At 63.7% G+C, this 26,584-nt stretch carries 28 protein-coding genes; 16 read left to right on the top strand and 12 right to left on the bottom strand.

Annotated elements, in window-relative coordinates:
• Nucleotides 1–81: 81 nt before the first annotated feature.
• The 7 genes from hemL to HMPREF2806_RS04640 all read left to right on the top strand — a co-directional run bounded on the left by hemL (nucleotide 82) and on the right by HMPREF2806_RS04640 (nucleotide 6,540).
• A complete protein-coding gene (hemL, locus tag HMPREF2806_RS04670; RefSeq protein WP_046647792.1) occupies nucleotides 82–1,416 on the top strand; it encodes a glutamate-1-semialdehyde 2,1-aminomutase in 1,335 nt (444 codons plus the stop codon).
• Between the two features lie 32 nt (nucleotides 1,417–1,448).
• Nucleotides 1,449–2,057 (top strand): histidine phosphatase family protein, encoded by a 609-nt coding sequence (locus HMPREF2806_RS04665; RefSeq protein WP_070516490.1) that lies wholly within the window; start codon nucleotides 1,449–1,451, stop codon nucleotides 2,055–2,057.
• Nucleotides 2,057–2,662, top strand: a complete 606-nt coding sequence (locus HMPREF2806_RS04660; RefSeq protein ID WP_046647790.1) for a TlpA disulfide reductase family protein — start codon at nucleotides 2,057–2,059, stop codon at nucleotides 2,660–2,662. The genes HMPREF2806_RS04665 and HMPREF2806_RS04660 overlap by 1 nt, the downstream gene beginning before the upstream one ends.
• Before the next feature lie 17 nt (nucleotides 2,663–2,679).
• Entirely contained in the window at nucleotides 2,680–3,465 is a 786-nt protein-coding gene (locus HMPREF2806_RS04655; RefSeq protein ID WP_046647905.1) for a cytochrome c biogenesis CcdA family protein, read from the top strand.
• Between the two features lie 12 nt (nucleotides 3,466–3,477).
• Nucleotides 3,478–5,109, top strand: coding sequence for a cytochrome c biogenesis protein ResB (locus HMPREF2806_RS04650; protein WP_070516488.1), 1,632 nt, complete (start codon nucleotides 3,478–3,480; stop codon nucleotides 5,107–5,109).
• A gap of 141 nt (nucleotides 5,110–5,250) precedes the next feature.
• Complete coding sequence (gene ccsB / locus HMPREF2806_RS04645; protein WP_049154848.1) at nucleotides 5,251–6,282, top strand: c-type cytochrome biogenesis protein CcsB; 1,032 nt, start codon at nucleotides 5,251–5,253, stop codon at nucleotides 6,280–6,282.
• Nucleotides 6,283–6,540 carry a helix-turn-helix domain-containing protein gene (locus HMPREF2806_RS04640; RefSeq protein ID WP_046647787.1) on the top strand — a complete coding sequence of 86 codons (258 nt, stop codon included), beginning with the start codon at nucleotides 6,283–6,285 and terminating at the stop codon, nucleotides 6,538–6,540.
• On the opposite strand, the gene HMPREF2806_RS04635 is transcribed toward HMPREF2806_RS04640, so the two are convergent.
• Nucleotides 6,537–6,845 (bottom strand): hypothetical protein, encoded by a 309-nt coding sequence (locus HMPREF2806_RS04635; RefSeq protein WP_049154847.1) that lies wholly within the window; start codon nucleotides 6,843–6,845, stop codon nucleotides 6,537–6,539. The genes HMPREF2806_RS04640 and HMPREF2806_RS04635 overlap by 4 nt on opposite strands.
• A gap of 43 nt (nucleotides 6,846–6,888) precedes the next feature.
• Here HMPREF2806_RS04635 and HMPREF2806_RS04630 point away from each other — a divergent pair, with 43 nt between their 5' ends.
• A complete protein-coding gene (locus HMPREF2806_RS04630) occupies nucleotides 6,889–7,230 on the top strand; it encodes a DUF4229 domain-containing protein (RefSeq protein WP_046647785.1) in 342 nt (113 codons plus the stop codon).
• An 8-nt stretch (nucleotides 7,231–7,238) separates the two neighbouring features.
• On the opposite strand, the gene HMPREF2806_RS04625 is transcribed toward HMPREF2806_RS04630, so the two are convergent.
• The 5 genes from HMPREF2806_RS04625 to HMPREF2806_RS04605 are packed head-to-tail and all read right to left on the bottom strand — an operon-like array spanning nucleotide 7,239 to nucleotide 11,467.
• The gene (locus HMPREF2806_RS04625; protein ID WP_046647783.1) at nucleotides 7,239–8,123 is read right to left on the bottom strand and encodes a 1,4-dihydroxy-2-naphthoate polyprenyltransferase; all 885 of its coding nucleotides are present in this window, start codon (nucleotides 8,121–8,123) and stop codon (nucleotides 7,239–7,241) included.
• Between the two features lie 5 nt (nucleotides 8,124–8,128).
• Nucleotides 8,129–8,983: a metal ABC transporter permease gene (locus HMPREF2806_RS04620; protein ID WP_070516486.1), complete on the bottom strand. Its 855-nt coding sequence runs from the start codon at nucleotides 8,981–8,983 to the stop codon at nucleotides 8,129–8,131.
• Nucleotides 8,980–9,834, bottom strand: a complete 855-nt coding sequence (locus HMPREF2806_RS04615) for a metal ABC transporter permease (RefSeq protein ID WP_070516483.1) — start codon at nucleotides 9,832–9,834, stop codon at nucleotides 8,980–8,982. Before HMPREF2806_RS04615 ends, HMPREF2806_RS04620 begins: the two co-directional genes overlap by 4 nt.
• Nucleotides 9,831–10,541 carry a metal ABC transporter ATP-binding protein gene (locus HMPREF2806_RS04610; RefSeq protein WP_046647782.1) on the bottom strand — a complete coding sequence of 237 codons (711 nt, stop codon included), beginning with the start codon at nucleotides 10,539–10,541 and terminating at the stop codon, nucleotides 9,831–9,833. Before HMPREF2806_RS04610 ends, HMPREF2806_RS04615 begins: the two co-directional genes overlap by 4 nt.
• Complete coding sequence (locus HMPREF2806_RS04605) at nucleotides 10,541–11,467, bottom strand: metal ABC transporter substrate-binding protein (RefSeq protein ID WP_010189749.1); 927 nt, start codon at nucleotides 11,465–11,467, stop codon at nucleotides 10,541–10,543. Before HMPREF2806_RS04605 ends, HMPREF2806_RS04610 begins: the two co-directional genes overlap by 1 nt.
• A gap of 107 nt (nucleotides 11,468–11,574) precedes the next feature.
• Between HMPREF2806_RS04605 and HMPREF2806_RS04600 the strand changes: the two genes are divergently transcribed.
• Nucleotides 11,575–12,264 carry a metal-dependent transcriptional regulator gene (locus tag HMPREF2806_RS04600; protein WP_046647781.1) on the top strand — a complete coding sequence of 230 codons (690 nt, stop codon included), beginning with the start codon at nucleotides 11,575–11,577 and terminating at the stop codon, nucleotides 12,262–12,264.
• Here the strand turns inward: HMPREF2806_RS04600 and menE are convergent.
• The 5 genes from menE to dcuC all read right to left on the bottom strand — a co-directional run bounded on the left by menE (nucleotide 12,261) and on the right by dcuC (nucleotide 17,092).
• Nucleotides 12,261–13,409, bottom strand: coding sequence for an o-succinylbenzoate--CoA ligase (menE, locus tag HMPREF2806_RS04595; RefSeq protein WP_046647780.1), 1,149 nt, complete (start codon nucleotides 13,407–13,409; stop codon nucleotides 12,261–12,263). The genes HMPREF2806_RS04600 and menE overlap by 4 nt on opposite strands.
• An 11-nt stretch (nucleotides 13,410–13,420) precedes the next feature.
• Nucleotides 13,421–13,582, bottom strand: a complete 162-nt coding sequence (locus HMPREF2806_RS13565) for a hypothetical protein (protein ID WP_010189743.1) — start codon at nucleotides 13,580–13,582, stop codon at nucleotides 13,421–13,423.
• A gap of 26 nt (nucleotides 13,583–13,608) precedes the next feature.
• On the bottom strand, nucleotides 13,609–14,589 hold the full coding sequence (locus HMPREF2806_RS04590) for a 1,4-dihydroxy-2-naphthoyl-CoA synthase (protein ID WP_049154843.1): 981 nt from the start codon (nucleotides 14,587–14,589) through the stop codon (nucleotides 13,609–13,611).
• A gap of 366 nt (nucleotides 14,590–14,955) precedes the next feature.
• Complete coding sequence (locus tag HMPREF2806_RS04585) at nucleotides 14,956–15,417, bottom strand: DIP1984 family protein (RefSeq protein WP_070516481.1); 462 nt, start codon at nucleotides 15,415–15,417, stop codon at nucleotides 14,956–14,958.
• A 265-nt stretch (nucleotides 15,418–15,682) separates the two neighbouring features.
• Nucleotides 15,683–17,092, bottom strand: a complete 1,410-nt coding sequence (gene dcuC, locus HMPREF2806_RS04580; RefSeq protein ID WP_070516477.1) for a C4-dicarboxylate transporter DcuC — start codon at nucleotides 17,090–17,092, stop codon at nucleotides 15,683–15,685.
• Between the two features lie 89 nt (nucleotides 17,093–17,181).
• On the opposite strand from dcuC, the gene HMPREF2806_RS04575 reads away from it, so the two are divergent.
• The 7 genes from HMPREF2806_RS04575 to HMPREF2806_RS04545 are packed head-to-tail and all read left to right on the top strand — an operon-like array spanning nucleotide 17,182 to nucleotide 25,260.
• A complete protein-coding gene (locus HMPREF2806_RS04575; RefSeq protein WP_175974027.1) occupies nucleotides 17,182–18,201 on the top strand; it encodes an o-succinylbenzoate synthase in 1,020 nt (339 codons plus the stop codon).
• Between the two features lie 48 nt (nucleotides 18,202–18,249).
• Nucleotides 18,250–20,601, top strand: a complete 2,352-nt coding sequence (locus HMPREF2806_RS04570; protein WP_049154840.1) for an ATP-binding cassette domain-containing protein — start codon at nucleotides 18,250–18,252, stop codon at nucleotides 20,599–20,601.
• Between the two features lie 10 nt (nucleotides 20,602–20,611).
• Nucleotides 20,612–21,226, top strand: coding sequence for a hypothetical protein (locus HMPREF2806_RS04565; RefSeq protein WP_046647774.1), 615 nt, complete (start codon nucleotides 20,612–20,614; stop codon nucleotides 21,224–21,226).
• Nucleotides 21,219–22,907 carry a 2-succinyl-5-enolpyruvyl-6-hydroxy-3-cyclohexene-1-carboxylic-acid synthase gene (menD, locus tag HMPREF2806_RS04560; protein ID WP_070516474.1) on the top strand — a complete coding sequence of 563 codons (1,689 nt, stop codon included), beginning with the start codon at nucleotides 21,219–21,221 and terminating at the stop codon, nucleotides 22,905–22,907. The genes HMPREF2806_RS04565 and menD overlap by 8 nt, the downstream gene beginning before the upstream one ends.
• Nucleotides 22,908–23,351 carry a DUF3592 domain-containing protein gene (locus HMPREF2806_RS04555; protein WP_070516472.1) on the top strand — a complete coding sequence of 148 codons (444 nt, stop codon included), beginning with the start codon at nucleotides 22,908–22,910 and terminating at the stop codon, nucleotides 23,349–23,351. It abuts the gene before it with no gap.
• Nucleotides 23,352–23,359: 8 nt separating this feature from the next.
• Nucleotides 23,360–24,559: a glycosyltransferase family 4 protein gene (locus HMPREF2806_RS04550; protein WP_070516531.1), complete on the top strand. Its 1,200-nt coding sequence runs from the start codon at nucleotides 23,360–23,362 to the stop codon at nucleotides 24,557–24,559.
• Between the two features lie 11 nt (nucleotides 24,560–24,570).
• Nucleotides 24,571–25,260 (top strand): demethylmenaquinone methyltransferase, encoded by a 690-nt coding sequence (locus HMPREF2806_RS04545; protein WP_070516470.1) that lies wholly within the window; start codon nucleotides 24,571–24,573, stop codon nucleotides 25,258–25,260.
• Nucleotides 25,261–25,307: 47 nt separating this feature from the next.
• Here the strand turns inward: HMPREF2806_RS04545 and HMPREF2806_RS04540 are convergent, their stop codons facing one another.
• Complete coding sequence (locus tag HMPREF2806_RS04540) at nucleotides 25,308–26,546, bottom strand: geranylgeranyl reductase family protein (RefSeq protein WP_070516467.1); 1,239 nt, start codon at nucleotides 26,544–26,546, stop codon at nucleotides 25,308–25,310.
• Nucleotides 26,547–26,584 lie beyond the last annotated feature (38 nt).

The raw sequence follows: 26,584 nt of genomic DNA, 5'->3' as shown, positions 1-26,584 counted from the left end.
CAGGGTGCTCGCGAGGTGGTGGAGAGGAGGCTGCAAGACACGAGGGGACTCCAACTTTTGTATAGGGCTAAAACCGATACAATGTGGGCTATGCCTAACTCCAGCCAGCTAAACCAGCAGAATACGTCCCAGTCCGCCGAGTGGTTCGAGCGCGCCACCAAGGTCACCCCGGGCGGTGTGAATTCCCCGGTCCGCGCCTTCGGATCCGTGGGCGGCCAAGCCCGCGTTATCGCTCGCGGTGAGGGCTCCCGCCTTTGGGATATCGACGGCAACGAGTACGTCGACCTGGTCAGCTCCTATGGCCCGATGATCCACGGCAATGCCCACCCGGCCATCGTGGAGGCAGTGCAGAAGGCGGCTGCCGACGGCCTCTCCTTCGGTGCCCCGACCGAGGGCGAGACGCTGTTGGCGGAGCACATCGTCAAGCGCACCGCCGTGGAGCAGGTGCGCCTGGTCAACTCCGGTACCGAGGCCACCATGTCCGCCGTGCGCCTGGCCCGCGGTTTTACCGGCCGCGCCAAGGTCCTGAAGTTTGAAGGCTGCTACCACGGCCACGTGGATGCGCTGTTGGCGTCGGCTGGCTCCGGCGTGGCCACCTTCGCGCTCCCGGATTCCCCGGGCGTAACCGGCGCTTCGGCCGCAGATACCATCGTTGTCCCTTACAACGATCTCGACGCCGTCCGCGAGGCCTTTGCCGCGCACCCGGGAGAGATCGCCTGCATTATCGCGGAAGCAGCCGCCGGCAACATGGGCACCGTGGCCCCGGAGGAGGGCTTCAACGCCGCGCTCAAGGAGATCGCGCATGCCGACGGCGCCCTGCTGATCCTCGACGAAGTCATGACCGGCTTCCGTACCTCCTACAAGGGTTGGTTCGGCGTCGATGAGGTAGCGGGTGACCTGGTGACCTTCGGCAAGGTGGTCTCCGGTGGTCTGCCCGCAGCTGCCTTCGGCGGTCGCGCCGACGTCATGGCCTCGCTGGCACCGTCCGGTCCTGTCTACCAGGCGGGCACGCTGTCCGGTAACCCGGTGGCGATGGCCTCCGGTCTGGCTTCCCTGGAACTGGCCAACGAAGAGCTGTACCCGCGCCTGCAGGCCAACGCGGACCGCCTGACCGGCCTCATCACCGAGGCACTGAGCGCCGCCGGAGTGGCACACCACATCCAGCGCGCGGAGACGATGTTCTCCATCCGCTTCGCCGAGGGCCAGGGCCGTAACTTCGCCGATATGCAGGCAGCCGATACCTGGCGTTTCGCTCCCTTCTTCCACGCACTGCTGGAAGGCGGCGTGTACGTTCCGCCGTCAGCCTTCGAGACCTGGTTTGTCTCTGACGCGCTCACGGACAATGATTTTGAGGTAATCGAGGCAGCTCTCAAGCCTGCCGCCCAGGCCGCTGCCAGCGCGCAGCGCCCGCAATAAACCAACCATGTTGAGGGGATAGACACAGGCATATGTCCACCACCATCGTCCACTTCGTCCGCCACGGCGAGGTTTATAACCCGGATAAGATCCTCTACGGGCGCATCCCGGGCTATCACTTGTCCTCCCGTGGGCATTCCATGGCCGCACGCACGGCGAAAGCCTTCGAAGGCCATGACGTGACCTACCTGGCGGCCTCGCCGCTGCAGCGCGCGCAAGAAACCGCGATGCCGATTGCGAAGGTGACGGGCTTGGAGGTGGACGTCGACAAGGGCGTCATCGAGTCCGGTAACCGCTTTGAGGGCCTGCGCACTAAGGGCTGGAACTCGCAGCTGTGGAACCCGCAGCGCTGGCCGCTCATGGTCAACCCGCTCAAGCCCTCGTGGGGCGAGCCTTTCGAGGAGATCGCCGCGCGCATGATGGATGCCGCCGAGCGCGCCCGTTCCAAGGCTGAGGGACACGAGGCCATCGTGGTGTCCCACCAGCTGCCTATCGTCATGGTGCAGCGCACCGTGTTGGGCAAGCGCCTGGCCCACGCGCCGTGGGACCGCGAATGCGACCTGGCCTCGGTGACCTCGCTGGTCTACCGCGACCGCGAGATCATCGATATCTTCTACTCCGAACCGGCGCAGGACATCTAATGGGACGCAGAACTATCCGCGCCGCCGCGGCCGGTGTCCTTGCTGTGTTTGCCTTGGCAGGCTGTGCGCAAAGCGAGGAAAACGCGCAGAACGCCGTGGCTTCCGGCGGCACCTTCGAGTTCATCTCGCCCGGCGGGCAGACCACCATCCGCTATGCGGAGGAGGACCGCAAGCCGCTCAAGGATTTCTCCGGTGAGGACCTGCGGGATGAGTCCACGACGATCAAGCTTTCGGATTTCAAAGACCAGATCGTTGTCCTCAACTCCTGGGGCCAGTGGTGCGCGCCGTGCCGCTCTGAATCGGATGACCTCCAGGCCATCCACGCGGAGTTGCAGAAGCGCAAGGTAGGCACCGTGCTTGGCATCAACGTCAAGGACTTCAACCCGGAGATCTCCCGGGACTTCATGGCCGATAATGGCCTGGAGTACCCTTCCATCTACGACCCGCCCTTCAAGACGGCTGCGGCCCTCGGTGGCGTGCCTACCTCGGTGGTGCCCACCACCATCGTGCTGGATAAGCAGCACCGCCCTGCCGCGGTCTTCCTGACGGAGATCACGGAGAAGGATGTCCTCGAGGTCGTCGACGAGCTGGAGAAAGAACAGTGATCCTTGCCGCTGCCGGTATGGGGCAAAGCTTTGCCGATGCCGCCGTGTCCGGCCCGCTCCTGATCGGAGTGCTCGCCGCGGCCGTGGCCGGATTGGTCTCCTTCGCCTCACCCTGTGTGGTTCCACTGGTTCCTGGCTATATCTCTTACCTCGCCTCCGTGGTCGGCGGTGAGGTGAGCTATGACGAGGAGTTGGGGGTGGGCGTCGGCAAGCGCCGGCGTTGGGCCGTCGTCGGTGCCGCAGCACTCTTCGTGCTGGGCTTTACCGTCGTTTTCGTCCTAGCCACCGTGTCAGTCTTCGGCGCCATTTCGGCGCTGACGCTCAACGCGGATACCCTCATGCGCGCCGGCGGTGTCATCACCATCCTCATGGGTGTGGTGTTCATGGGCGTGGTGCCGGTACTACAGAAGGACACGCGCATGGCGCCGCGGCGCTGGACCACGTGGCTGGGCGCGCCGCTGCTCGGCGGGGTTTTCGCCCTGGGCTGGACCCCGTGCTTGGGCCCCACGCTGGCTGCCATCCTGTCTGTCTCCGCCGGCACCGAGGGAACCACCGCGCTGCGCGGCACCATCCTCATTATTGGCTACTGCCTGGGCCTGGGCCTGCCCTTCTTGCTCGTGGCACTGGGCTCCGCTAAGGCCATGCGCACCGTGACCTGGATGCGGGAGCACTCCCGGACCATCCAGATTCTCGGGGGCATCGCCATGATCCTCGTCGGCCTGGCGCTGCTGACCGGGCTGTGGGGAGATTTCATCAACGCCATCCGCCAGTGGACCGTGTCCTATGGCGCGACGCTGCTGTAAAGGAGATTTTTCGTGAGATATATCCGCAAGGCCTGGCACTGGCTGACCAGCATGCGCACCGCGCTGGCGCTGCTCTTCTTGCTGGCCATCGCCGCCATTCCCGGATCGCTCCTGCCGCAGCGCTCGCTCAATGAATCTAACGTCAACGACTTCATTGAGACCAACGGCAAGGTGGCGGAGATCTACGACAAGCTGCAGCTTTTCGACGTCTTCTCCTCCGTCTGGTTCCAGGCCATCTACGTCCTGCTCATGATTTCTCTGGTGGGCTGCATCATCCCGCGCTCCTGGGATCACTACAAGGCCTACCGCACACCGCCGACGCGCGCGCCGAAGTATCTGGAAAAGATGCCGCTCAACGCCACCGGGCATTCGGAAAAGTCCCCGGAGGAGATCGCAGCGGCCACCACAACCATGCTGAAGAAGTGGCGGGTCTCCGAGGTCTCGCCCGAGAAGGACCGCGCGGGTGCGCAATCCTTCTCCGCGGAGCGCGGCTATGCCCGCGAGCTGTGCAACCTCATCTTCCACATCGCGTTGGTGGCAATCTTGCTCACCATGGCAGCCGGGCGCCTGGTGCACTACGAGGGACAGGTCATCGTGGTCACGGAGAAGAACTCCCAGGGGCAGACCCAAGAGCAGGCGCAATCCACGGAGTTCTGCAACACCTCCACCTCCGTCTATGACTCCTTCCGCGCCGGCCCGCTATTCGACGGCACCGGCCTGCACCCCTTCTGCTTCTTGGCCCACGACTTCACCGCGGACTACCTGCCCAATGGCCAGGCGGAGATGTTCACCTCGAACGTGTCCTATGCCGCCGGCGACGACATCTTCACGGACCCGGAGACCTGGGAGGACTACCAGCTGCAGGTCAACCACCCGCTGCGTATTGAGAGCAACCGCGTTTACCTGCAGGGTCACGGCTTTGCGCCGACCATGACGGTGGAGTGGCCCAACGGTGAAAAGCGCACGCAGACCATCCAGTTCCAGCCCACAGACACCACGTTTTTCCTCTCCGAAGGCGTGATGCGTTTCGATCCTCCGGCGGGCATGTACCCGGATCTGTTTGAGCGCCGCCAAAACCAGATCGCCATCCAGGGCCTGTTTGCCCCGACCGCCGAGTGGTCCGGCGAGAGCGGCAAGCTGCTGCAATCCTCCTACCCGGCGATGCTCGATCCTGCCGTGGCCATCGATATCTACCGCGGCGATGCCGGCCTGGACACGGGTACCCCGCAGTCCTTCTTCTCCCTCGATTCCAACCTGGTCCACACGGGCCAGCTGCAGAGGATCGACCGCGTCAACCTGAACCAGGGTGAATCGGTCACGCTGGACGACGGCACGAAGATCACCTTCGACGGTGCCTCCGAGTTTGCGAACTACCAGGTTTCCTATGACCCCTTCCAGAGCTGGGTTCTCGTGTCCGCGCTGGTCATGCTGGTATCCCTGGTTGGCTCGCTGGTGATCAAGCGCCGCCGCGTGTGGGTGCGCATCCGGCCGGGGGCCAATGGTGGCACCGATATTGAGATGGGCGGTCTTGCCCGCACCGACCGCGCGGGCTGGTCTGAGGAATTCCATGAGCTTCACCGCGAGCTCCTGGAACTGCCGGATCCCGATGAGGTGGAGGAGGACGAACTCTACTCCGCCGACTAAAGGTGAGAAAGCTATCCGTCAAAAGTTGGATACTCCCGCTGAAGGGGGGTACTCTGATGAGCACCATAAATCTCTCCGCTCATGCAGCCTCGTGCGTGAAGCACGGTGTAGGCACGATTGTGAAGGCAAGGTTTCCCACTCATGCAGGTTGATCAAAATCTGTCCAACTTTTCCGACATCGCGGTGCAAACCGCGTTCGTCGTTTATGCTCTCGCCTTGGTGTTGTCCCTGGTCTACTACGGCCGGATGCACAGCATCATCGAGGCGATGCGCTCCCGCACGACTGCTGTGGCGCAGCAGCGCGAACTCGCTAGCGTGGGGGCCTCGGCAGACAGTGCCGCGCTTGGCGACGTCCCCCCGACAGCCAGCACTGGCCCCGATGCTGACCTAGACGCGGATCTGTCGAAGAAGCGGGAGAACGCCGACAAGCTCGGCGGCATGACGCAGATGCTCCTGTGGTTGGGTATCGCCTTACACTTGGCGGCCATTGTGCTGCGCGGCCTGGCCACGGGGCGTTTCCCGTTTGGCAACCTCTACGAGTACGTGCTCATGGTGACCGCCGGCGCCATGGTGGTGGCGACCATCGCCATGCAGCGCAAGGAATGGCGCACTCTGTGGCCGTGGCTGCTCACGCCGATTCTGGCGCTGATGTTCTATGGCTCCACCAAGCTCTATGCGGAATCCGCTCCGGTGGTTCCGGCACTCCAGTCTCACTGGCTGCCCATCCACGTCACTGTGGTCTCGTTGGGTGCGTCCATCGGCGTGGTCTCCGGTATCGCTTCTTTGCTCAGCGTGCTGCGTGAGTTCCAGCCGAAGGGCAGTGAGTCCGGTTTCTTTGGTGCGCTTGCCCGCCCGCTTCCTTCTGCTAAGAAGTTGGACCGCTTGGCCTACCGCTTGGGCGTGGTGACGCTGCCGACTCTGGGCCTGGGTATTGTACTGGGCGCTATTTGGGCCGAGTCCACATGGGGACGCTACTGGGGCTGGGACCCGAAGGAGACCGTATCCTTCGCCACCTGGATCCTCTACGCCGCCTACCTGCACGCCCGCGCGACGCCGGCCTTCCGCAAGGCCGCGCCGTATATCAACATCGCGGCGATGCTGCTCATGATCTTCAACCTGTTCTTCATCAACATGGTTGTCTCCGGCCTGCACTCCTATGCGGGGCTGAACTAAATGGCGGATACCCCTAAGCCGCGGCACAAACAGGGCAAGCCGGCGGGCGATAACCCGCAGCTCATCGCTCTCGGTGAGGGCTTTGCGCAGCGCCGCCGAGAACTCGGTATCTTGCAGCAGGAGCTGGCTGAGAAGGCCGGGATTTCGCGCTCCACGCTGCACACCATCGAGCACGGCGGCTCTGGCGTGCGCTGGGAAAAGGTGATTGCGGTGGCTGAGGCCCTCGGCCTTGAGATGACCTTCGAGCCGAAGGCTTAGGCTTCGTCGGCTTTATTGTCTTTGTCCTCGGGGGCCTTGGGTTTCTGGGAACCTTGTGAACCCTGTGAGCGACGGCGGCGCTCTTCTTCTTGGCGCTCTGCCTCCCGCTCCCTGGCGCGGCGCTCTTTGAAGCGCTGCTTCTCTAGGTTCCACAGGAACTCTTCGTCATCGTCTGGGCCCTTGATTGCGGGGCGCTGCGGCTGCTGTGTCTGCTGCACCTTCTTATTCCAACTCGACGGACCAAAGGCCTTCCATACGAGGACCGCCGCGAGGACAAACAAGAGTAGTAGTATCAATCGACCCATGCGTTGTATTCTACGGAATGCCCGCAAAGCAAAAGTGAGAATTATGAGTCAGACAGAAAACACCACCAACGCCTCCCAGAACTCCGAACCGCCCCAGCCGGACCCGGCGCTCAAGCGCCGCTCCCGCGTCGCTTTGTGGAAGTACGGGGCTGCCCGCGTGGTGCTGTTCATTGTGCTCACCGCGGTGATTCAGCTGCTGGCCATGGCGGTTCTCGGGACCTTTCCGCTGCTGGTCTCCGCCCTGTTGGCGTTGTTTGTGGCGCTGCCGCTGTCCATGCTGATCTTCTCCACGTGGCGCATGGAAGCCACTCAGACGCTGGCGGAGTACTCCGCGCAGCGCAAGGCCCACAAGAAGTGGGTCCAAGAGGAGCTGGCTGGCCGCTAAATCGGTGGTTAAACCAGAGCCAGCGCTACAGCGTTGATAACCGCCCACACCAGCATCGCGCGGCCGGCCATGCCAAGTACTGGGATGAGTTTCGGGCCGCGTGCGCCGCGGTTGACGGTGCGGATAGCACCCAGCGCGAGAGGGAAGTAGAGCAGCGAAGCGAGCGCGGCCCAGGAATCGAAGGCTAGGCCGATGGTGAGTAGTACCGGCAGCAGCAAGAGGGTCATGAATAGCGTGCGGGACTTTTTATCACCCAGGCGCACCGCCAAAGTGATCTTGCCGGTGGCCTTATCGGAGGGGATGTCCCGGATGTTATTGGCCAGGTTTACCGCCGCACTCATACCGCCGATACCCACGGCTAAGGCAAGGCCTGTCCACGTGATGCGGCCGGCCTGTGTGTACTCGGTACCTAGGACCGCGACGAGTCCGAAGAACACGAAAACGGCGATTTCCCCGAACCCGCGGTAGCCGTAGGGGTTCTTGCCACCGGTGTAGAACCAGGCACCGGCGATACACACGGCGCCGACGAGGATGAACGAGGCGGCGTTGGCAGCTAGGGAGAGTGAGATGCCCGCGATAGCCGCCACGCCGAAGGAGGCGAAGGCGGCGAACTTGACGTGTTGCGGTTTGGCCAGCCCGCCGCCGGTAAGCCGCTGGGGGCCGGTGCGGTCATCATCGGTGCCGCGGATGCCATCGGAGTAGTCGTTGGCGTAGTTCACGCCGATGATAAGAGCCCAGGCCACGATGAGTGCCAGCAATGCGCGTCCCCAGTGCAGACCGTGGGCCGCGGCGGCGGCACCGGTACCAGCGATAACAGGAGCAAAAGCATTGGCCCAGGTGTGCGGGCGAGCACCCTGGAGCCAATCGGCAGGAGTGGCGGAATAGGCAGACATGCTCACTATTGTGCCACTGGTGTGGTGTGCTGCGGCAATGAGCTGGTGCGTTGGCGAAAGCGGTAGATGATGAGCACTACAACGAAAATAACGGCATTGGTGACTGTCATTGCGGCAGAGGTAGCCGCGTCAAGGACATAGGCAACCCAAAATCCCACGACCGCGCTGATAGCGGCAACGCCACAGGCGGTCAACACCAGCGTGGGCACGCGCTGAGTAAGCAGCCGCGCGGTCATCGTCGGGAATACCATGAGAGCGATGACCAGCATGGCACCGGCAGCGTGAAAGGCGGCGGTGGCGGTGCAGGCAACCACGGTCATAAATATGATGTGAAGAACGCGCGTGGGCACCCCGCGTGCGGCACAAAAATCGGCGTCAAAAGTCGTGGCGGATAAACGCGGCAGTGTAAGGGCGAGGAAGAGAGCATTGATACCCAGCACTGCGGCCATGATGTAGCAATAGTTGGGATTGGAGAAGGCCGCGAGGTTGAGATCACCGACGAGAACGGCGTGGACATCAAGGTGCACGTGGCTCATGTGCGTAGAAATCAGGATGACTCCGGCGGCAAACAGGGCGGGAAAGACCAATCCGAGGGCGGAATCAGCAGTCACCAGCGGGCTGCGCTGTAGTGCGTCAGTTCCCAACGCCACCACCAAGGCGCCAGCGGCCGCGGTAACGAGCAAGATGGGTGAATCTAGATCTGCGGTAAAGAGGTAGCCGACGGCAATTCCGGGAAGGACGGCATGGCCGATGCCGTCGATCAGCATGGCCTGGCCTTTGAGGACAACAAAGGTGCCGGGGATAGCACAGGCCAAGGCGGTCAGGACGGCAAGGAGACAAGCGGTGGCGGCGAGGGTCATGAGGCGAGCTTTCTGCTGAGGAGGCTGATGGTGACGAGCGCCGCCTGAACCAAGACGATGACCGGACCGGTGGGCAGCGGGCCGTGTGCAATGGAGACATAGCAGCCGAGAGCAGCGGTGGCCGCGCCGAAGAACCCGGAGAGCGCGATGAAAGGTAGCAAGCGCGTGGTCCAGAGGCGGGCAGCGGCGGCAGGGCTGATGACCACGGCGACCATGAGCACTACGCCGACGACTTTGACGCCGAGCACCGTGATGGCGGTGAGGGCGAAGAAACTAGCCGCGTTGAGGAACGAGGTGCGGATGCCGGCTACCTGGGCAAAACTTGAATCAAAAGTGACTGCGGCCTGCCGGGTGTGAATGAGGAAAAGAAAAAGCAGCACGCAGCCACCGATGATGAGTGTGGACCGTACATCCGCGCGAGTGAGCGTGGAGGCATTTCCCAGCAAATAATCCTGGATTCCGGCCTTGCCAGGCAATGGTCGGCGGGAAATATACTGCATGAGCAGCATGCCCACCGAGAAAAATGTGGTTAGCGTGGCCGCCATCGCAGTGGTTTGCCCCAGGGGAGTTAACCGCGGGATGAGGTGAATGCACCCCACCGCGAGGGTTCCGGTGAGCAGGGCGCCGCAAGAAAGAAGCCAGACATTTCGCCCGTCCCAGCCAATGGCGGTGGCCACGAGGAAGGCGGTGAGCAGTCCAGGCAGGGAAGAATGCGAGATGGCATCGGCCAGCAGGCTGGTGCGGCGAACATATACCAGTGGGCCTAGCGCGCCAGCGCAGCCACCGATGAGCACGGTGCCCAGGAGTGCCTGGGTATAGGTGTAGTTCTGAAGAAGCTCGAGTGGGTTCATGATGGCAGGGAAAACATGTCGGCAATGGCGGACTCGGTAAGTACCTGCTCGGTGGGGCCAGCAGCAATGAGCCGGCCGTGGCCGACCATGAGGACCTCATCGCAAAAGTCGGCGACCTCCGCCAGGTTGTGATGCACCAGCAGGATGGTCACGCCGTTCTCGCGCAGTTCCTTGAGTACATCCATGATGGCGCGCTGACTCGCGGCATCGACACCAGCGAAGGGCTCGTCGAGGATGATGAATTCCGGCTCGCTAACGAGCGTGCGCGCCAACAACACGCGCTGGCGCTGACCACCAGACAGGGCGGAAATCGGCAGCTGCGCGTGTGCCTGCATTCCGGTGCGCGCAAGTGCTGCGTGGGCGGCGTCTTTGTCAGCGCGGCTGGGCCACTGCCACCAGCGCAGCCCGGCGGTGCGGCCCATCAGGGCGATGTCGAAGGCGGTGGCAGGGTAATTCCAGTCGATATCCGCATGTTGTGGCATATATCCGAGCCGCTGCCGAAAATGTGCCAGATCGACGCCATCGAAGGTCATCGACCCGCAGGCTAGAGGCGGAAGGAGCCCTACCAGCGTGCGGACCAGAGTAGACTTTCCCGACCCGTTCGCACCCACCAGCCCGGTGATAGTCGCGGGGGTGAGGGTGAAGGAGGCGTCGTGAAGCACCGGCGTGCGGGGATAGCCGGCGGTGAGGTTTCCTACGCTGAGCATCAGCTTAGTGCTTTCGCCACGGCGCTAGCGTTATGTTCGAAGGCTCCGAGGTAGGTATCGGTTGGGGCTTCCGGGCCGAGGGTATCGGCAAAGAGCTCTTCATCCGAGATGGTGACGGTCCAGTTGCGGGTTTCTACGGCTTCCTTGAGAGAAGTGATGGCCTGTGGGTTCGCCTGGTTATCTTGGAAGATAACGGGGACCTTCTTCTCCGCGATCGTATCCGCGAGCTCGGAGATCTCAGTGGCGGACTTGGTGGCTTCGGTGGTCACGAAGTCGGTGGCTTGGACTTCAAAGTCGAAGGTCTTGCCGAAGTAGTTGAAGGCGTCATGGCCGGTGATAAGAACGCGCGGGGAGGCGCTTTCGAGTTCCTTAGCGGCCTTGTCGTGCGCGGCTGCAATCTTGTCTTCATAAGCATCGGCGGCCGCGGCATAGTCTTCGGCATTGTCAGAGTCGATTTCGCCGAGTTTGGTGCCGATATGATCGACGACCTGGCTCCACAGCTCGGGGCTATTCCAGATGTGCGGGTCGTAGAGTTTTTCGCCCTTGTCACCTTGCTCGGGCCACGGCAGAAGGTCAGCAGTATCGAGCTGTTCGCCGACAGCTAGCTGCTTTTCACCGAGGGAGGAGAGCTGGTCCACCATTTGCGCCTCGAGGTGAAGGCCATTCCAGAGGACGAGGTCGGCATCCTGCATCTTTTCAATATCGCGCGTGGTGGGCTGGTAGGTGTGTGGATCGCCGCCGGGGCCGACCATGGTGGTGATGTCGGCGTCCGGGGCGATATTGGCGGCCGCATCAGCCAAGTAACCGGTCGTGGCGAAGATCGTCAGGTTATCGTTCTGGGCTTCGGTGGAGTCGCTGCTGGTGCAGGCGCTCAGCGTGCTTGCGACCACGAGGGAAGCGAGGGGAAGCGCAATAAGTTTCTTCACGGGAAACCTCTCTTATTAAAAGTGAATGTCGATGTTCAATGGATTGAACTTGAAAGAGCATAAGTGCTGAAACCGTTGGAAGCAATAGGCTGAACTACGATGGGGGTATGCACATCAGCGAGCTGCCCGAACGCACCCAGGATTACCTCAAGATCCTCTGGACCTATGAGGAGAAAGAGGGCGCTAATACCGCGATGCCGCTGGGGGACCTAGCTAAAGCGGCGGGGCAGAAGCTGCCCACCACGTCGGAGGCGGTCAAGCGCCTGGCCGCGAAGGGGCTGGTGGAACACGAACGCTACTTCGGTGTTCGGCTTGTTGAGGAAGGCCGGCGGCTGGCTGTGGCAATGGTGCGCCGGCATCGGCTCCTGGAAACCTTCCTCGTGCGCACTCTGGGCTATACCTGGGATGAGGTGCACGATGAGGCAGAAATGCTAGAGCACGCGACGTCCGACAGGCTCGTTGAACGTCTTGATTCTTTCCTGGGCAACCCCGCCCGCGATCCGCATGGTGATCCCATACCTGCCCCGGATGGCACTGCCGAGCCGGTCTCGCGCATTACGCTTATCGACGTCCCCGCGCAGACCCCCGTCACCGTGGAGCAGGTCACTGACGCTGATGGCGAATTTTTGCGCTACCTGGATAAATATGGAGTGCGGCCGGGAGTAGAATTGACCGTCGTTGCCCCTTCGGTTGCGGGTGTGCTCGAGGTTGCCGTCGATGAAGGTTCACACTTCCCCCTCGGGGAATCCGCTGCGCGCGGCATTGCCGTACGCAGCTTTGGCGAAGCGGAGGCTTAGCTGTCCCACATGCGGGCGACGGCGAGGCGGTCAACCTTGCCGGGACCGGTGGTGGGGAGTTCAGGCAGGCGCTTGAAATCCTTGGGGATGTGCCACCGGGGAAGGCCAACGTCATCGAGAGCCACGAGGATATCGCCGACATCCGCCCATCCGGTATAGGCGGCAACGATCATCTGCCCCAAGCGTGGGTGGGGGATGCCGACCACGCACACTCCTTCCACTCCCGGCACGCGCAGGATGTGCTGCTCGAGCTGCTCCGGGTGGAGCTTGAGCCCGCCGGTGTTCAGGATGTTGTCGAGGCGCCCGGTGATGGTGAGGTGGCCGTCGTGAAGCGCGCCGGCGTCGGAGGTAGCAAACCACGAGGTGCCGGATTCATCGACCATGAAGGCATCTGAGTCCACGTTTCGGTAGCCCTGCGCAATCATGGGCCCGCCGAGGTAAATGCGCCCCTCGTCGCCGATGCGCACGCGCGCGCTATCGAGGGGACGGCCGTTGTAGACGCAGCCGCCGGAAGTCTCTGAGGAACCGTAGGTGGTGACGATGGTGATGCGCAGCTTCTTCGCTGACTCCAACAGTTGCGGGTGGGTGGCAGCACCTCCGACGAGGATGGCATCAAAGGTGCGCAGGGCCTCGATTCCTTCTAGCGAATCCATGGCCTTGGCCAGCTGCATGGGGGTCAGTCCCGTGTATGAGCGATCCCCAGTGGCGGCCAGCTCGTGCGCGGCGCGGGCGAAATTGGGGATGGAAAAACCTTCCGACAGGTCAAGGCAGAGCGGCTCCACGCCCGCGACGAGGGAGCGCACCAATACCTGGATGCCCGCGATGTGGGAGGCAGGCATGGCTAGCAGCCACTGGCCGGTGCCGCCGAGAGCCCGGTGCGTGGCATCGGCGCTGGAGACCAAGTTGGCAGCCGTGAGTTGCGCGCCCTTCGGTGTGCCCGTGGACCCAGAGGTGGCCACGACCAGCGCGATGGAGGAGTTAATGGGTTCTCCTGCGCGCATGTGGTTGCGCAGGAGCTGCGCGCGGGTGCAGTCCTCCGCCGGGACGGGCAGGAAGGTGGCTTGTCCTGCGATGGCCGCTTCCAGATCAGGGAGGATGGCGGCGGGGTCATGTGGATTGACAGGCAGAGGAGAGAGGATGGTCACGGTTAGCTAGGTTACCGCCCGCGGTGTTCGTAAGGGTTGATGAGCTCATCCTCCTGATCGAAGGGGCGCTCACCGTCCCTCTGAGCCTGCTGGATGCGGCGCAACATCCACACTCGAGACGCAATGACGGCAATGAGCGCGATGGCAGCGAGGGCAATGGCGAAATACAGCACTGTGGATTCTCCTCGAGGAATGACGATTAGTAGTAGTACGGGAAGTCATCCCAGTTGGGCTCGCGTTTTTCCAAGAAGGATTCCTTGCCCTCGACGGCTTCGTCGGTCATGTAGGCCAAGCGGGTGGCTTCTCCAGCGAAGACCTGCTGGCCCATGAGGCCATCATCGGTGAGGTTGAAGGCGAACTTGAGCATGCGCTGGGCGGTGGGGGACTTCATGTTGATTTCGCGCCCCATCTTGATGGCGGCGTCCTCCAGATCGGCGTGGTCAACCACCTCGTTGACCGCACCCATCTCGTACATGCGCTGTGCATCGTAGGTGCGGCCTAAGAAGAAGATCTCGCGGGCGTACTTTTGGCCCACCATCTTGGCCAGGTAAGCCGAGCCATAGCCGGCGTCGAAGGAACCGACGTCGGCGTCGGTCTGCTTGAAGCGGGCCTCCTGGCGGGATGCAATGGTCATATCGCACACCACGTGCAGGGAATGCCCGCCGCCGGCGGCCCAGCCGTTAACCACGGCGATGACCACCTTGGGCATGGTGCGGATGAGGCGCTGGACCTCCAAGATGTGCAGGCGGCCGCCCTCGACTTTCTCGCGGGCAGTGTCCACGGTGGATTCGTCGGCAGTTGCGTCATCATGCGCGTGCTCCGTGGCATAGCGGTAGCCGGAGCGGCCGCGGATGCGCTGGTCACCGCCGGAGCAAAACGCCCAGCCGCCGTCCTTCTGGGAAGGCCCGTTGCCGGTGAGAAGTATTGTTCCTACATCCGGAGTGCGGCGCGCGTGGTCCAGCGCGCGGTAAAGCTCATCTACCGTGTGCGGGCGAAACGCATTGCGCACCTCGGGGCGGTCGAAGGCGATGCGGACGATGCCGTCCTTGCGCTGGGGCTTTGGACCGTCACTGATGAGTCGGTGATAGGTGATATCCGTGAGATCCTCAAAGCCCTCGACGGGCTGCCAGAGCTCCGGCTTGAAAGGATTATCGGTGCTGTAGTTCTTCTGCTCGCTCATGGCACACCAGCTTAATTGGAAAGCGGTGCGCCGGAAGTATAGTCCCCATTCCCAACCCTCACCCACACTCTCGCCCAGCGCGGCGGTGATAAACAATAAACAATACTGCGGGATTATCCCCGTCAATGTGCACGTGTACTCCGTACCAGCGCGGTACACCATACAGTGGGACGGAATCGAACCTCCCTGCCTTCTTGCGCTACGAAGGCGCCTGAGAAGCACTGGACTTTTCCCTGCCCAGAAGGGGTGCGCTCGCTGCGAAAAGTGTGGGCTACCGTCGCGCGCGTGGCGCGCGACATGACGTGCCGCAAAAATGCGACACAAAGCGAAAGCGCCGCAAGAATGCGGCACAACTAGCGGCAGACCTTATTTAGTTATCAGTTCCGTATTCCAGTTTAGCTGCTGGATGCGGGTATCCAGTTCGCGGTACTGGCGGGCCAGATCGTCGGCGCGCTCGCGCAGCTTCGGCACGGGCACGGTGGCCACGAACTTGATCTCCGAGCGGGAGTAGCGGTCGTGGCGCGCACCCGCGCGCTCTGCCAATCCCTGGTAGATGCGGCGCTTGCGCAGCAGACCATCACGCAGTGCCAGCGCCTCCATCAGCGAGATCTCCTCGTCGAACGGGGTGGCCGTGTTCGTGGCGTTGATGGCGATGACGAGCTCGTCGATGCGCTTGGTCACGCCCTCGAGCTCACGGAGCAGATCCGTCGGGTTCTCATCCGGTTCATCGCCTTCCTGTATGCGGACCGTCGCCGCGAGTCGGTCACTCAACGAGTTGAGGCGCTCCTGCGCCTGGGCGCGCTCGGCCAAGGCTTCAGCAAGTAGCATGGTTCCTCCTTTAACCCTTAATGGGATTGATTGTCTGTGCAATTGTACGGCAGGCAAGAGGCTTCGCCGTGTGGTCGTGACGGTTTTAACAAATAGTGGCCTAAAACTTCGATGATCTGAGGCCTTATTTGATCGATCCGTACCTGGCCGCGGCCGTCTTGGTACGTTTTCGTAAATATGCCCGAGATTTTTCGGATTTGGGGGACCTTTTTACCAAAACGTACCGCGGGTTCAGCGATCACCGTTGAGCCCGCGTGAAAAACCGCTACCCAATAAACATGAACGCAAACAGCGTGTTGAGCACCGTCGCCACAATCATGGGTACGGAGGTGCGCTTGACCAACTGGATGGGGTTGACCTTGATGGCGCCGGCAACAATGAGCACTGCGGCGTTGACCGGGGAGACCTGGCGCATCAGGTTGGAGGTACCCCAAATGGCGGTGAGCATCTGCGGGGCGTGGATGGAGGTCTGCGAGGCCAGGTTGGGCACCACCTCAGAGAAGGCGAAGTAAGGTGCGGTGCCGGAGCCGGTGAGTGCGGCCATCGCGGCGGTGGCAGCGACGAAGACGAGGACGATGAGGACGGCGGCGCCGGAGGAGCCCTCGGCGGCGTCGATGAGCATGTCGATGACACCCATCTGCGTAATACCCTCCACCAGGACAGCAGCAGCCACCAGCAGGGCCACGACGCCCGCAGCACCTTCGCCCATGCCTTTGAAGAAGCTGGAGATGGAATCCACAGCACCGGTGACGGTGCGCTTGCGGATGGACTCGATGATCATCGCGATGAACAGGGAGACCACGGTCACCGGGAGGATGCCGCCCTCAAAGGGGATGACACCCAAACGGTTAAGAATGGCGGAGATAATGATGAGCAGCAACGGCATGAGCGGGAGCACGGCGTAGTAACCCGGCAGGGAGGCTGCGCGGGCGATGGCTTCCTCGGTAGCGTCATCGTGCATCGAATCGGCGCTGACCTCACCGGAGCTTTCGGCCTTGCGGGCATCCACCTTGTCGCAGTGGCGTTGCCACCACATGTGTACGAAGGCCGTGATGAGGAGCGTGGGCACCGTGGCGTAGGCGACGGCGCCGTAGACGAACTCGGTTGGCGTCATGTTGGTGAGATCGGCGCCCTGAATGAGGCCGGCCTCAAGCGGCGTGGGCACGATGGTGGAGGAGGTCACCACGATGGCGCCCACGGTCAGGGGTGTCAGGCCCGCGGCGATGAGTGCCGGCAGGAGCGTGGCCACGAGCAATAGGGATAGCGCTGCAGCCGAGGGGATCACCAGCGAGAGCAGCGTGCCCAAGATGAAGCCCACTGGAACCAGCCAGTAGGAGCCTTTGAAGCGCTTGAGCGGTGAGGAGAGCACCACGACCGTCTTGGCATCAGCACCAATGTGCCGCATATAGGACACGAAGCCGAAGAGCACCATAATCGCCATGCCGATGCCGGAGAAGCGTGCTTTGAATAGCGCATCCACGACGAGCAGCTGGTCATAGAAGGCATTGCCCGTGGCTTCGATTTCGGTGGTGCGGAAGTCCGCGCGCCCGGTGAGAGCGGCGAGCATGAGCAGGATTACGCCAACGGCGAAGATGGAGGCCGCGGCGTGGACTTTCTTATAGATGAGATAGACAACTGCGGCGATGGCCAGCAGTGCGATGAGAAGGTAAAGCATCTGAGGATCCTTCTTCTGGTTATATCCACTTACCGTTATAACCTAACACCGGCTATGACAGGTGTCGCGCTGAGCCCCCCACACGTACGATGAACCTCATGCATATTGATGACGTCCTCGACCGCGCCCACGTGGTATCCCTTCCACTCGCCGTGAAATTCCGCGGCATTACTACCCGGGAGGCGCTGCTTATCGACGGCCCCGCGGGTTGGGGCGAGTTCGCCCCCTTCCTGGAGTACGGGGCGGAGGAATCCGCCCGCTGGCTCGCCGCCGGACTGGAGGCGGCTTACGAGGGCTTTCCGACACCCGTGCGCGAGTGGGTAGAAGTCAACGGCACTATCCCCGCGGTCCCCGCCGAGCAGGTGCCCGAGGTCATGGCGCGCTACCCCGGTTGCCGCACCTTCAAGATCAAGGTGGCGGAGAAAGGGCAGAGCTTGGAGGATGACATCACCCGCGTGGCTGCCGTCCGCGCCCATATCGAAGCTCAGGGCCGCGTGCCGGTTCTGCGTGTCGACGCCAACTGTGGATGGAGCGTCGAAGAAGCTGTTACAGCGGCAAAGGAAATGATGCCGCTGGATTACATGGAGCAGCCGTGCCAGACCGTGGAGGAGCTCAAGGAGGTGCGCACCCAGCTCATGCGCGCCGGGATTTTCGTGCGTGTGGCGGCAGATGAGTCCATCCGCAAGGTCAGCGACCCCTACCGTGTGGCGGAATTGCAGGCGGCGGACGTCGCCGTGGTCAAGCCCGCGCCGCTGGGTGGTGTGCGTAAGGTGCTCGAGGTGGCCTCCCACCTGCGCGAGCGCCACATGGACATCACGGTGGCCTCCGCCCTGGACACCTCGGTGGGCATCTCGATGGGCTTGGCCGCGGTGGCGGCACTGCCGCAGATCTATGACGACGAGGACATCGACGTCACCCCGGCCGCCGCGGGGCTGGCCACGGGGTCGCTGTTCCTGGAGGACGTGACGGAGCCACGCGAGCTTGTCGACGGTTTCTTGCGCGCCGAAGCCCTCGCCCCCGCCCCGGATCGCCTCAGCGCACTGGCGGCACCGGCGGCGCGGCGCGACTGGTGGTTCGAGCGTGTGCGCCAGTGCTGGCCGCACCTTTAAAAATACAGCTCACGGTCCATGTCCGGGGTGCAGCGTAGGCTGGCGGGCATGACCATTTCCGTGAGAGACGCGCACCTGCACAACCTTCGCAACGTCGACGTGGACCTCCCGCGCGGCCAGCTCGTGGCCGTGACCGGGGTGTCCGGCTCCGGCAAGTCCTCTCTTGCCTTCGGCACCATTCATGGCGAAGGGCAGCGCCGCTATCTGGAGTCCGTCGCGCCTTTCGCCCGCCGCCTCATCGCCTCAGCGGTGGACCCGCAGGTCGGCCGCATCGAGGGGCTGCCGCCGACGGTGGCGTTGCAGCAGTCGGCGTCGGCAAGCAGCGCGCGCTCCACGGTGGGCACGATCTCCGCCATGTCCAATTCCGTGCGTCTGCTCTACTCGCGCTGCGGTGACAACCCGGAGGGCCTGTACTCCGATTCCTTTTCACCCAATACCCCGGAGGGCATGTGCCCGGAGTGCCAGGGCACCGGCGTGGTGCATGAGCCCACGGAGGCCTCCATGGTGCCGGACCCCAGCTTGAGCATCGAGGATGGGGCGATTGCCGCCTGGCCCGGGGCCTGGGCGGGCAAGAATTTCCACGACATCCTCCAGGAGCTGGGCTATGACCTGGACTCGCCGTGGGAGCAGCTGCCGAAGAAGGACCGCGAGTGGATCCTCTTCACTGAGGAACGCCCGGTAGTAACCGTCAAGCCGCACCGCGGGGCGGATCAGATCCAGCGCAACTACGAGGGCACGTGGCGCTCCGTGGCTAGCTACCTGACCAAGACTTATGCGGAGACGAAGTCGGATACGCTTCGCGCCCGCGTCTTGAGTTTCATGGAAACCCGCCGCTGCGATGTTTGCGATGGGCGGCGGCTGACGGCGAAGGCGCTCAAGGTGACCTATGCCGGGCTGCCTATCGACCGTTTCAATGCCCTCCCGCTCAGCGAAACCTTCGAGCTCCTCAAAGCCCAGAAACCGCAACCGAATGACGCTGAGGACCTGCTCCTCAAGGCCCTCCTGCCGGCTTTCGAATCGGCCTTGGAACTCGGACTTGGGCACCTCAGCCTGGATAGGCCGACGGACACGCTCTCGGGCGGTGAGGTGCAGCGCCTGCGCCTGGCAGCGCAGCTGCGCTCCGGGCTCTATGGCGTGACCTATGTCCTGGATGAGCCCTCTGCGGGCTTGCATCCGGTGGAGCGGGGCGCGGTGCTCGACATGTGCCGTCGCTTCATCGCGGAGGGCAATTCGGTGCTGCTGGTGGAGCACGATATGGAGCTGGTCAAGCACGCCGATTGGATCGTGGACGTCGGCCCGCTCGCCGGTGAGCGCGGCGGCCAGGTGGTGTACTCGGGTCCTGTTGCTGACTACATTGCGGCCGCGGACTCCGCCGATACCCCGACTGCGCGTGCCTTGGCCCGCCCGCGCCCCACGCCCAAGGCCGAAGCGCGCTCGGCTCACGGGGATATCGCGCTGCGCCAGGTGCACTCGCACACCATCGACGGCCTCGACGTGGACTTTGGGCTTGGCCAGTTCACGGCTATTACTGGGCTCTCGGGTTCCGGTAAATCCACACTGTTGGCCGCACTCCATGACACGCTCACGGGGCCGGAGTGCCCGGAGCAGGTCAAGCGCGTGGTCTCCATTACCCAAAAGCCGATCGGCCGAACCCCGCGCTCCACGGTGGCGACGTACACCAACCTCTTCGACAATGTCCGCAAGCTCTTCGCCGCCACGCCGGAGGCCAAGAAGAAGAAATGGACGGTCTCGCGCTTTTCTTACAACGTCAAGCAAGGCCAGTGCCATACCTGCGGCGGCGCCGGCCAGATCGAGGTCGAACTGGTCTTCCTGCCCGGCTCCTATACCCAGTGCCCAGACTGCCAGGGACAGCGTTATAACGATGACACCTTGTCCATCCGCTGGCAGGGCCGGACCATCGCGGACATCCTGGACCTCACGGTGGAAGAAGCCCTAGAGGTCTTTGCAGATGAAGCGCCGATCCTCCACGCGCTGCAAACCCTGGAAGCGGTAGGTTTGGGTTACCTGCGCCTAGGCCAGGGTGCACCGGAGCTCTCCGGCGGTGAGGCACAGCGCATCAAGCTCGCCACGGAGCTTCAGCGCTCCCGCAATTCGCACCGGGGCCATACCGTCTACCTGCTGGATGAGCCCACTGTGGGCCTGCACCCGGCCGATATTGACCTGCTCATTACTGAGCTGCACTCGCTGGTGGATGCCTCGCATAGCGTCGTGGTGGCAGACCACGACCGCCACCTCATCGCTGGCGCTGACCGCGTCATCGAGATGGGCCCGGGCTCAGGCGCGGAGGGCGGACAGGTCGTGGCGGATGGCACACCGGCTCAGGTCGCGGCGGGTGAGACGCCCACCGGCCGGGTGCTAAGTGGCGCGGGTGCACGATAAGGTAAATCCCATGACCAACAACAACGGCGACAACGAGACGCGGCAGTTCGGCCGCGTCAACGGTGAGAACGAAACCCGCCAGTTCGGCGCGCCCCAGCAGCAGCCGCCACAGCGTCCCCAACAGCACTTCCCGGAGCCCGGTTCCCAGAACACGCAGGCTTTCGGCCAGTCCTATCAGCAGGGCTATGACCAGAACTATCAGCAGCCGCAGTATGACCCGGTTCCGTCGAGCTACCAGGTGGAGGAGCCGAAGAAGGGCGGGGGAGCCCTGTCCTATGTCTTCGCGGCCATCGCCGCTATCGCCGTCGTTTTCGCCGGCGTGCTGTTCTTCCTCTGGCGCGGTGCGGCCGCAGATGCCAACAAACCCGCCCCGGAACCGGTCACCGAGACCGTGACCACCGAAGTCCCCACTACGGTGACCACCACGAAGGAATCTCCGTGGGATCGCCTCCCCACTGAGATTCCTACTGAGCTGCCGCCGGAGGTCCCGACGGAGCTGCCCCCGAGCATCCAAGATCAGCTGGATCAAGGCGGATCTGACCTAGAGAGCTTGCTCAACGATCTCTTCGGTGAATTAGAGTCGGGCAACGGTGAGCCCGGTGCGGGCGGTGCAGAGAATGCCTAATACGCCTAAAACACAGCCCGCGGAGTCTTCGCAGCCGGAGTCGATGCAGCTGGCTGAAGCACTAGCAGCTCAGCTCTCGCGGCACCTCACCGACGTCGTCCTCTGCCCCGGCTCACGCAACGCGCCGCTGTCTCTGGCGCTGCTCGCGCGCAGCGATATTCGCGTGCATACCCGCCTCGATGAGCGCTCCGCTGCCTTCGCTGCCCTCGGCCTCGCCCGCGTCCAGCGCCGGCACGTAGGCATCGTCATGACCTCCGGTACCGCGGTGGCCAACGCTTTGCCCGCGATGGTGGAGGCGCATTACTCGCATACCCCGCTGGCCGTCATCAGCGCGGACCGCCCCGCCCGCTTGGTGGGCACGGGGGCCTCCCAGACTATTGAGCAGCCCGGCATCTTCGGTGTGTATGCGGAGACTACCCAGGTGGAGACCACGGGTGATATCCCGCGCGTCGCCGAGCGCTTCCTGAATGATCGCCAGGTGCACATCAACGTGGCCCTCGATGCCCCGCTGGTAGGGGAGGAGCTGCCCGGTACCCCGACGGATCGTACGCAGCACCGCGCTCGTACCCCGCGCTGGTCCAACCACGGCGAGGTGGCCGTCGATCTCAGCCGCAACACCCTTGTCATCGCGGGCGACGAAGCCTGGGAAGTAGATGGGCTGGAGGACGTCCCCACCATCGCCGAGCCCACGGCACCCGCGCCCTATCACCCGGTGCACCCGGCTGCGGCCCACCTCTTCCGCCGCGCTCAGGTGTCCGCCAATGACTACGTGGTCAACACCAAGGTGGACCAGGTCATCGTCGTGGGCCACCCCACCCTGCACCGCGGAGTTCTGGCACTGCTCAGTGATCCCGATATCGACCTCATCTGCCTGTCCCGCACGGAGGACTTCACCAACCCGCGCGGTGAGTCCGCGCAGTTGGGAACCACCGTCAAAATCAGCGGCGCGCCCACCCGCGAGTGGATGAAAATCTGCGAAGGCGCGGCCCAGATGGCGGCCGACGGTGTTCGTGAGGTCTTGGCGGAGACCACCGGTGAGGACGCCACCAAGCCCGAGATCGGCTTTACCGGCCTCCACGTCGCCGCCGCGGTGGGCGATACCCTCGCTGTCGGAGATACCCTCGTCCTGGGCGCCTCCAACGCGGTGCGGGATGCGTCCTTCATCGGCCTGCCCTTCGACGGTGTGGAGACCTACTCGCCGCGCGGGGCTGCTGGCATCGACGGCACCATCGCGCAGGCCATCGGCATCGCCCTGGCCACCCAGTCCCGCGAAGCCGACGCCCCGCGCGCCCCGCGCACCGTGGCGCTCATGGGGGATGTCACCTTCCTCCACGACGCCACCTCCCTCATCCTCCCCGAGGACAACCCGCGTCCGGAGAATCTCACCATCGTCGTTTCAAACGACGACGGCGGCGGCATCTTCGAGGTGCTTGAACAAGGCCGCGAGCCCCTGCGCCCCTCCTTCGAGAAGGCGTTTGGGACGCCGCATGGGGTGGGCGTCGCCAAGCTGGCGGAGGCTTGCGGCGCTGAGCACCGCGAGGTGAGCTCGGCGCAGGAGCTTCTCGATGTTCTCGCAGAGCTCAAGGAATACTCCACCGGCATCACCGTCGTAGAGGCGCATACCACCCGATCCTCGCGCCGCGCGCTGCAGGAGGCGCTGAACGCCAAGGTAGGCCAGTAAATGCCGCGGCGCCGGGTACGCCAGCTGGTCCTGGTGCTGTATGCCGCGGCATTAGTGGGCATGGCGGGAATGGTCATCGGCCCTTTCTTGAACGACCGCACCATCAACGCCAACCCCGGGCGCGCGCTGGCCACGGTGACGGATGTCGGCACCTTGCGTACCTTCGTGGATTTCCAGGATGCCGAAGGTATCTACCACACCCCACCCACCGGGCTGATTTATCCCACCGGGCTAGGGGAAGGCCAGCAGGTCTGGGTGCTCTACGCCAAAAGCAACCCGGACTTGGTCAAGGTAGAAGGCCGCGAATGGACCCTGTCCATCATTCCGGCGCTGTCTTCGGCAGCCGTCGCTACCCTGTTAGCGGGTGCCTTGTGGTGGGCAAGCGGGAAAATTAACCGGAATTTAGCACGTGCTTTACCAACCGAGCACTCAGGAAAGGAATGATGGGGCGCATGCGTGTTGCCATCGTCGCGGAATCCTTCTTGCCTAACGTCAATGGAGTGACCAACTCCGTGCTGCGTGTCCTCGAGCACCTCCACGAGCACGGCCACGAGGCCATCGTCATCGCCCCCGGTGCCCGCAAGGGCCAAGAGGAAATCCCCGATTACCTCGGGTTCACCATCGTGCGCGTGCCCACCGTGCGCGTGCCGCTAGTGGATTCGCTCCCGGTCGGGGTGCCAACCTCCGCTGTGGATGAGGCGCTGCGCGAGTTCAAGCCGGACATCATCCACCTGGCCAGCCCCTTCGTTCTGGGCGCTGCGGGTGCCTTCTCTGCACGTCAGCTGCGCATTCCGGCGGTGGCGCTGTACCAGACGGACGTTGCGGGCTTTGCCACCAAGTACCACGCTTCCGCGCTGGCTTATGGGGTGTGGGAGTGGCTGCGCACCATCCACAATGCGTGCCAGATGACTCTCGCGCCGTCCTCGCTCACCATCACCGACTTGGAGAAGCACCACATCAAGAACGTGCGCCACTGGGGACGCGGTGTGGATTCGGAGCGCTTCCACCCCTCGAAGCGCTCGGCGGCGCTGCGCCGCGAGTGGGATCCCACAGGAAGCAAGAAGATCGTCGGCTTCGTGGGCCGGCTGGCCGCGGAAAAAGGCGTGCACCGCCTGTCGGCCCTTAACGGTCGCGAAGACATTCAGCTCGTCATTGTCGGCGATGGCCCAGAGCGCCCGCTGCTGGAGGCGCAGCTGCCGGATGCGGTCTTCACTGGGGCGCTGGGTGGCGAGGAGCTCGCAGCAGCATATGCAAGCCTCGACATTTTCGTGCACGCCGGCGAGTTCGAGACCTTCTGCCAGGCTATCCAGGAGGCTCAGGCCTCGGGCGTGCCCACCATCGGCCCCCGCGCGGGCGGCCCGGTGGACCTCATCGAGGAGGGCTATAACGGGCTGCTTCTCGACGTTTCAACGTTCGTCGAGGACCTCCCCAATGCGGTGGACGCGCTGCTCAACCCGGAGATTCACCAGGAGTTGCGGGAGAACGCCCGGAAGTCGATTGCCTCCAAGACCTGGCCGGCGTTGTGCGAGCAGCTGCTGGGCTACTACGACGAGGTTTTGGAGAATGTCCGTGAGGTCCCGCTGACCATTTTGGGCCAGCGTCCGGAGCTGCCGCGTTGGGCCGCTCGCGCTCTGGGAGCGCGCGTCGCCTAAACTAGGCGCTTGTGTCTAAGGCAGATCTGGAGAAGAAGCCCTTCGATGTCGCGCGCATGTTTGACGCGGTGGGCAAGAAATACGACATCACCAACACGGTGCTGTCCTTTGGCCAGGATGCGCGCTGGCGCCGCCTGACCCGCGAGCGGCTCAACCTCAAGCCGGGGGAGAAGGTCCTCGACCTCGCCGCCGGAACGGCCGTCTCTACGGAGGAGCTGTCCAAGTCCGGCGCGTGGTGCGTGGCCTGTGATTTCTCACTCGGCATGCTCGCGGCTGGTAAGGACCGCGATGTTCCCAAGGTAGCCGGCGATGGAATGCGCCTGCCCTTTGCGGATAACACCTTCGATGCGGTGACCATCTCCTACGGTCTGCGCAATATCCACGACTTCGAGCTGGGCCTGCGGGAGATGGCGCGCGTGACCAAACCCGGCGGGCGCCTGGCAGTAGCGGAGTTTTCAAAGCCGGTTATCCCGGTCTTTGGCACCGTCTACAAGGAATACCTGACCCGCTTGCTGCCGCCGATTGCCAAGGTGGTCTCCTCCAACCCGGAGGCCTATATCTACCTCGCAGAATCCATCCGTGCGTGGCCGGAGCAGCACGAGCTGGCCGCCGCTATTAACCGCAATGGCTGGGAGCAAGCCGGCTGGCGCAACCTGACCTTCGGCATCGTGGCGCTGCACTCCGCGGTGAAGCCCGCCTAGGGGCCTAAGCCCAATGGGCTTAGGCCGAAAGGTAAAACCCAAAGGGCTTAAGCCCAGAGAGGCGTATCGCGCCGCAGCGCGGAGACCGCCCCGCCGGCCAGCCGCCAGGCGCGGGCAAGCAGGTCCTTGTCCTCCTCGGTGATGAGGTTGCCCATGAGGCGCGCTGCAGCCGGCATGAGCATGCGGCCCACCGGCCCGCGCATGGCCACCGGCCCGGCCAGCGGCAGGAACTGCGGGTAGGTCAGCAGGCGCGCTGCGGTGCGGGCGAGCAGGAAGGCCTCGCCATACTCGGCGCGCAGGCGGTCGGGCCACGCCAAGGTGAGGTCCTTGGTACCGAGCATCTCCACGGCGAGTGCTGCCGTTTCCAAGCCATAGTCGATGCCCTCGCCGTTGAGCGGGTTGACGCAGGCCGCAGCGTCACCGATGAGCATCCAGTTCGCGCCGGCAACTCCAGATACCGCACCGCCCATGGGCAGCATCGCCGAGGTGACGTTGCGCAGCTCGCCCAGGCCCCACTCTGAACGCTGCTGATCGGCGTAGAAATCCAGCGCCTTCTTCGTGTTGAGGCGGGCCGGGCGGGCGGCCGTGGAGAGAGCGCCCAAGCCGATATTGACCCCCTGGCCCAGCGGGAAGATCCAGCCATACCCGGGTTGTACGACGCCCTCGGGGTCCTTGAGCTCAACGTGGGAGTGCATCCATTCCTCGCCGTCCTGCGGTGAATCGGCATAAGCGCGTGCAGCAATGCCATAGACCTCCTCGCGGTGCCAGGTGCGGCCCAACTGCTTGCCAAATGTCGAGCGCACGCCGTCGGCCACGATGACCCACCGGGCGCGCACGCGGCGCTTGCCGACGGAGAACTCGACCAGCCGGTTGCCGTCCAGCTCCGGCTGCGTTGCCGTGCCGGTTATAAGCTGCGCGCCGACGTCTCGGGCGGCGTCAACCAGCAGCGCGTCGAATTCATAGCGCGGCAGCGCCGTGCCTTCGTGCGAGGGGTAGGCCTCAGGCCACGGAGCGGTCACGGTGCCGCCGAAGCCGTGTAGCTTGAGCCCGCGGTTGCGGTAGGACGCGTTGACCTCGATGCCGAGGAGCTCCAACTGGTGCATGGCGCGCGGGGTCAGTCCATCGCCGCAGGTCTTGTCGCGGGGGAAGGGGGAGGCGTCGACAAGCAGCGTCTCATGGCCGGCGCGTGCGGCGTGGATAGCGGCGGCAGCGCCGGCGGGCCCGGCACCTACGATGGCGACGTCAACAAGGGTGGAATCGATCTGCTCCGACATGGGGACTATCATTGCACGGGATAGTGGCCACAAGTGTGTTGAGGGCCGTG

The organism is Corynebacterium sp. HMSC076G08, from assembly GCF_001811515.1.
GTDB lineage: Bacteria > Actinomycetota > Actinomycetes > Mycobacteriales > Mycobacteriaceae > Corynebacterium > Corynebacterium hiratae.
Note: the sequence above shows the minus strand (reverse complement) of the source record. Positions and strands in the feature narration are given on the sequence as shown.

Bases quoted from the DNA above. Each gene is read 5' to 3' on its own strand.
- hemL (WP_046647792.1), top strand. From the start codon at position 82: ATGTGGGCTATGCCTAACTCCAGCCAGCTAAACCAGCAGAATACGTCC.
- HMPREF2806_RS04665 (WP_070516490.1), top strand. From the start codon at position 1,449: ATGTCCACCACCATCGTCCACTTCGTCCGCCACGGCGAGGTTTATAAC.
- HMPREF2806_RS04660 (WP_046647790.1), top strand. From the start codon at position 2,057: ATGGGACGCAGAACTATCCGCGCCGCCGCGGCCGGTGTCCTTGCTGTG.
- HMPREF2806_RS04655 (WP_046647905.1), top strand. From the start codon at position 2,680: ATGGGGCAAAGCTTTGCCGATGCCGCCGTGTCCGGCCCGCTCCTGATC.
- ccsB (WP_049154848.1), top strand. From the start codon at position 5,251: ATGCAGGTTGATCAAAATCTGTCCAACTTTTCCGACATCGCGGTGCAA.
- HMPREF2806_RS04640 (WP_046647787.1), top strand. From the start codon at position 6,283: ATGGCGGATACCCCTAAGCCGCGGCACAAACAGGGCAAGCCGGCGGGC.
- HMPREF2806_RS04635 (WP_049154847.1), bottom strand. From the start codon at position 6,845: ATGGGTCGATTGATACTACTACTCTTGTTTGTCCTCGCGGCGGTCCTC.
- HMPREF2806_RS04630 (WP_046647785.1), top strand. From the start codon at position 6,889: ATGAGTCAGACAGAAAACACCACCAACGCCTCCCAGAACTCCGAACCG.
- HMPREF2806_RS04625 (WP_046647783.1), bottom strand. From the start codon at position 8,123: ATGTCTGCCTATTCCGCCACTCCTGCCGATTGGCTCCAGGGTGCTCGC.
- HMPREF2806_RS04620 (WP_070516486.1), bottom strand. From the start codon at position 8,983: ATGACCCTCGCCGCCACCGCTTGTCTCCTTGCCGTCCTGACCGCCTTG.
- HMPREF2806_RS04615 (WP_070516483.1), bottom strand. From the start codon at position 9,834: ATGAACCCACTCGAGCTTCTTCAGAACTACACCTATACCCAGGCACTC.
- HMPREF2806_RS04610 (WP_046647782.1), bottom strand. From the start codon at position 10,541: ATGCTCAGCGTAGGAAACCTCACCGCCGGCTATCCCCGCACGCCGGTG.
- HMPREF2806_RS04600 (WP_046647781.1), top strand. From the start codon at position 11,575: ATGCACATCAGCGAGCTGCCCGAACGCACCCAGGATTACCTCAAGATC.
- HMPREF2806_RS04590 (WP_049154843.1), bottom strand. From the start codon at position 14,589: ATGAGCGAGCAGAAGAACTACAGCACCGATAATCCTTTCAAGCCGGAG.
- HMPREF2806_RS04585 (WP_070516481.1), bottom strand. From the start codon at position 15,417: ATGCTACTTGCTGAAGCCTTGGCCGAGCGCGCCCAGGCGCAGGAGCGC.
- dcuC (WP_070516477.1), bottom strand. From the start codon at position 17,092: ATGCTTTACCTTCTCATCGCACTGCTGGCCATCGCCGCAGTTGTCTAT.
- HMPREF2806_RS04575 (WP_175974027.1), top strand. From the start codon at position 17,182: ATGAACCTCATGCATATTGATGACGTCCTCGACCGCGCCCACGTGGTA.
- HMPREF2806_RS04570 (WP_049154840.1), top strand. From the start codon at position 18,250: ATGACCATTTCCGTGAGAGACGCGCACCTGCACAACCTTCGCAACGTC.
- HMPREF2806_RS04565 (WP_046647774.1), top strand. From the start codon at position 20,612: ATGACCAACAACAACGGCGACAACGAGACGCGGCAGTTCGGCCGCGTC.
- menD (WP_070516474.1), top strand. From the start codon at position 21,219: ATGCCTAATACGCCTAAAACACAGCCCGCGGAGTCTTCGCAGCCGGAG.
- HMPREF2806_RS04555 (WP_070516472.1), top strand. From the start codon at position 22,908: ATGCCGCGGCGCCGGGTACGCCAGCTGGTCCTGGTGCTGTATGCCGCG.
- HMPREF2806_RS04550 (WP_070516531.1), top strand. From the start codon at position 23,360: ATGCGTGTTGCCATCGTCGCGGAATCCTTCTTGCCTAACGTCAATGGA.
- HMPREF2806_RS04540 (WP_070516467.1), bottom strand. From the start codon at position 26,546: ATGATAGTCCCCATGTCGGAGCAGATCGATTCCACCCTTGTTGACGTC.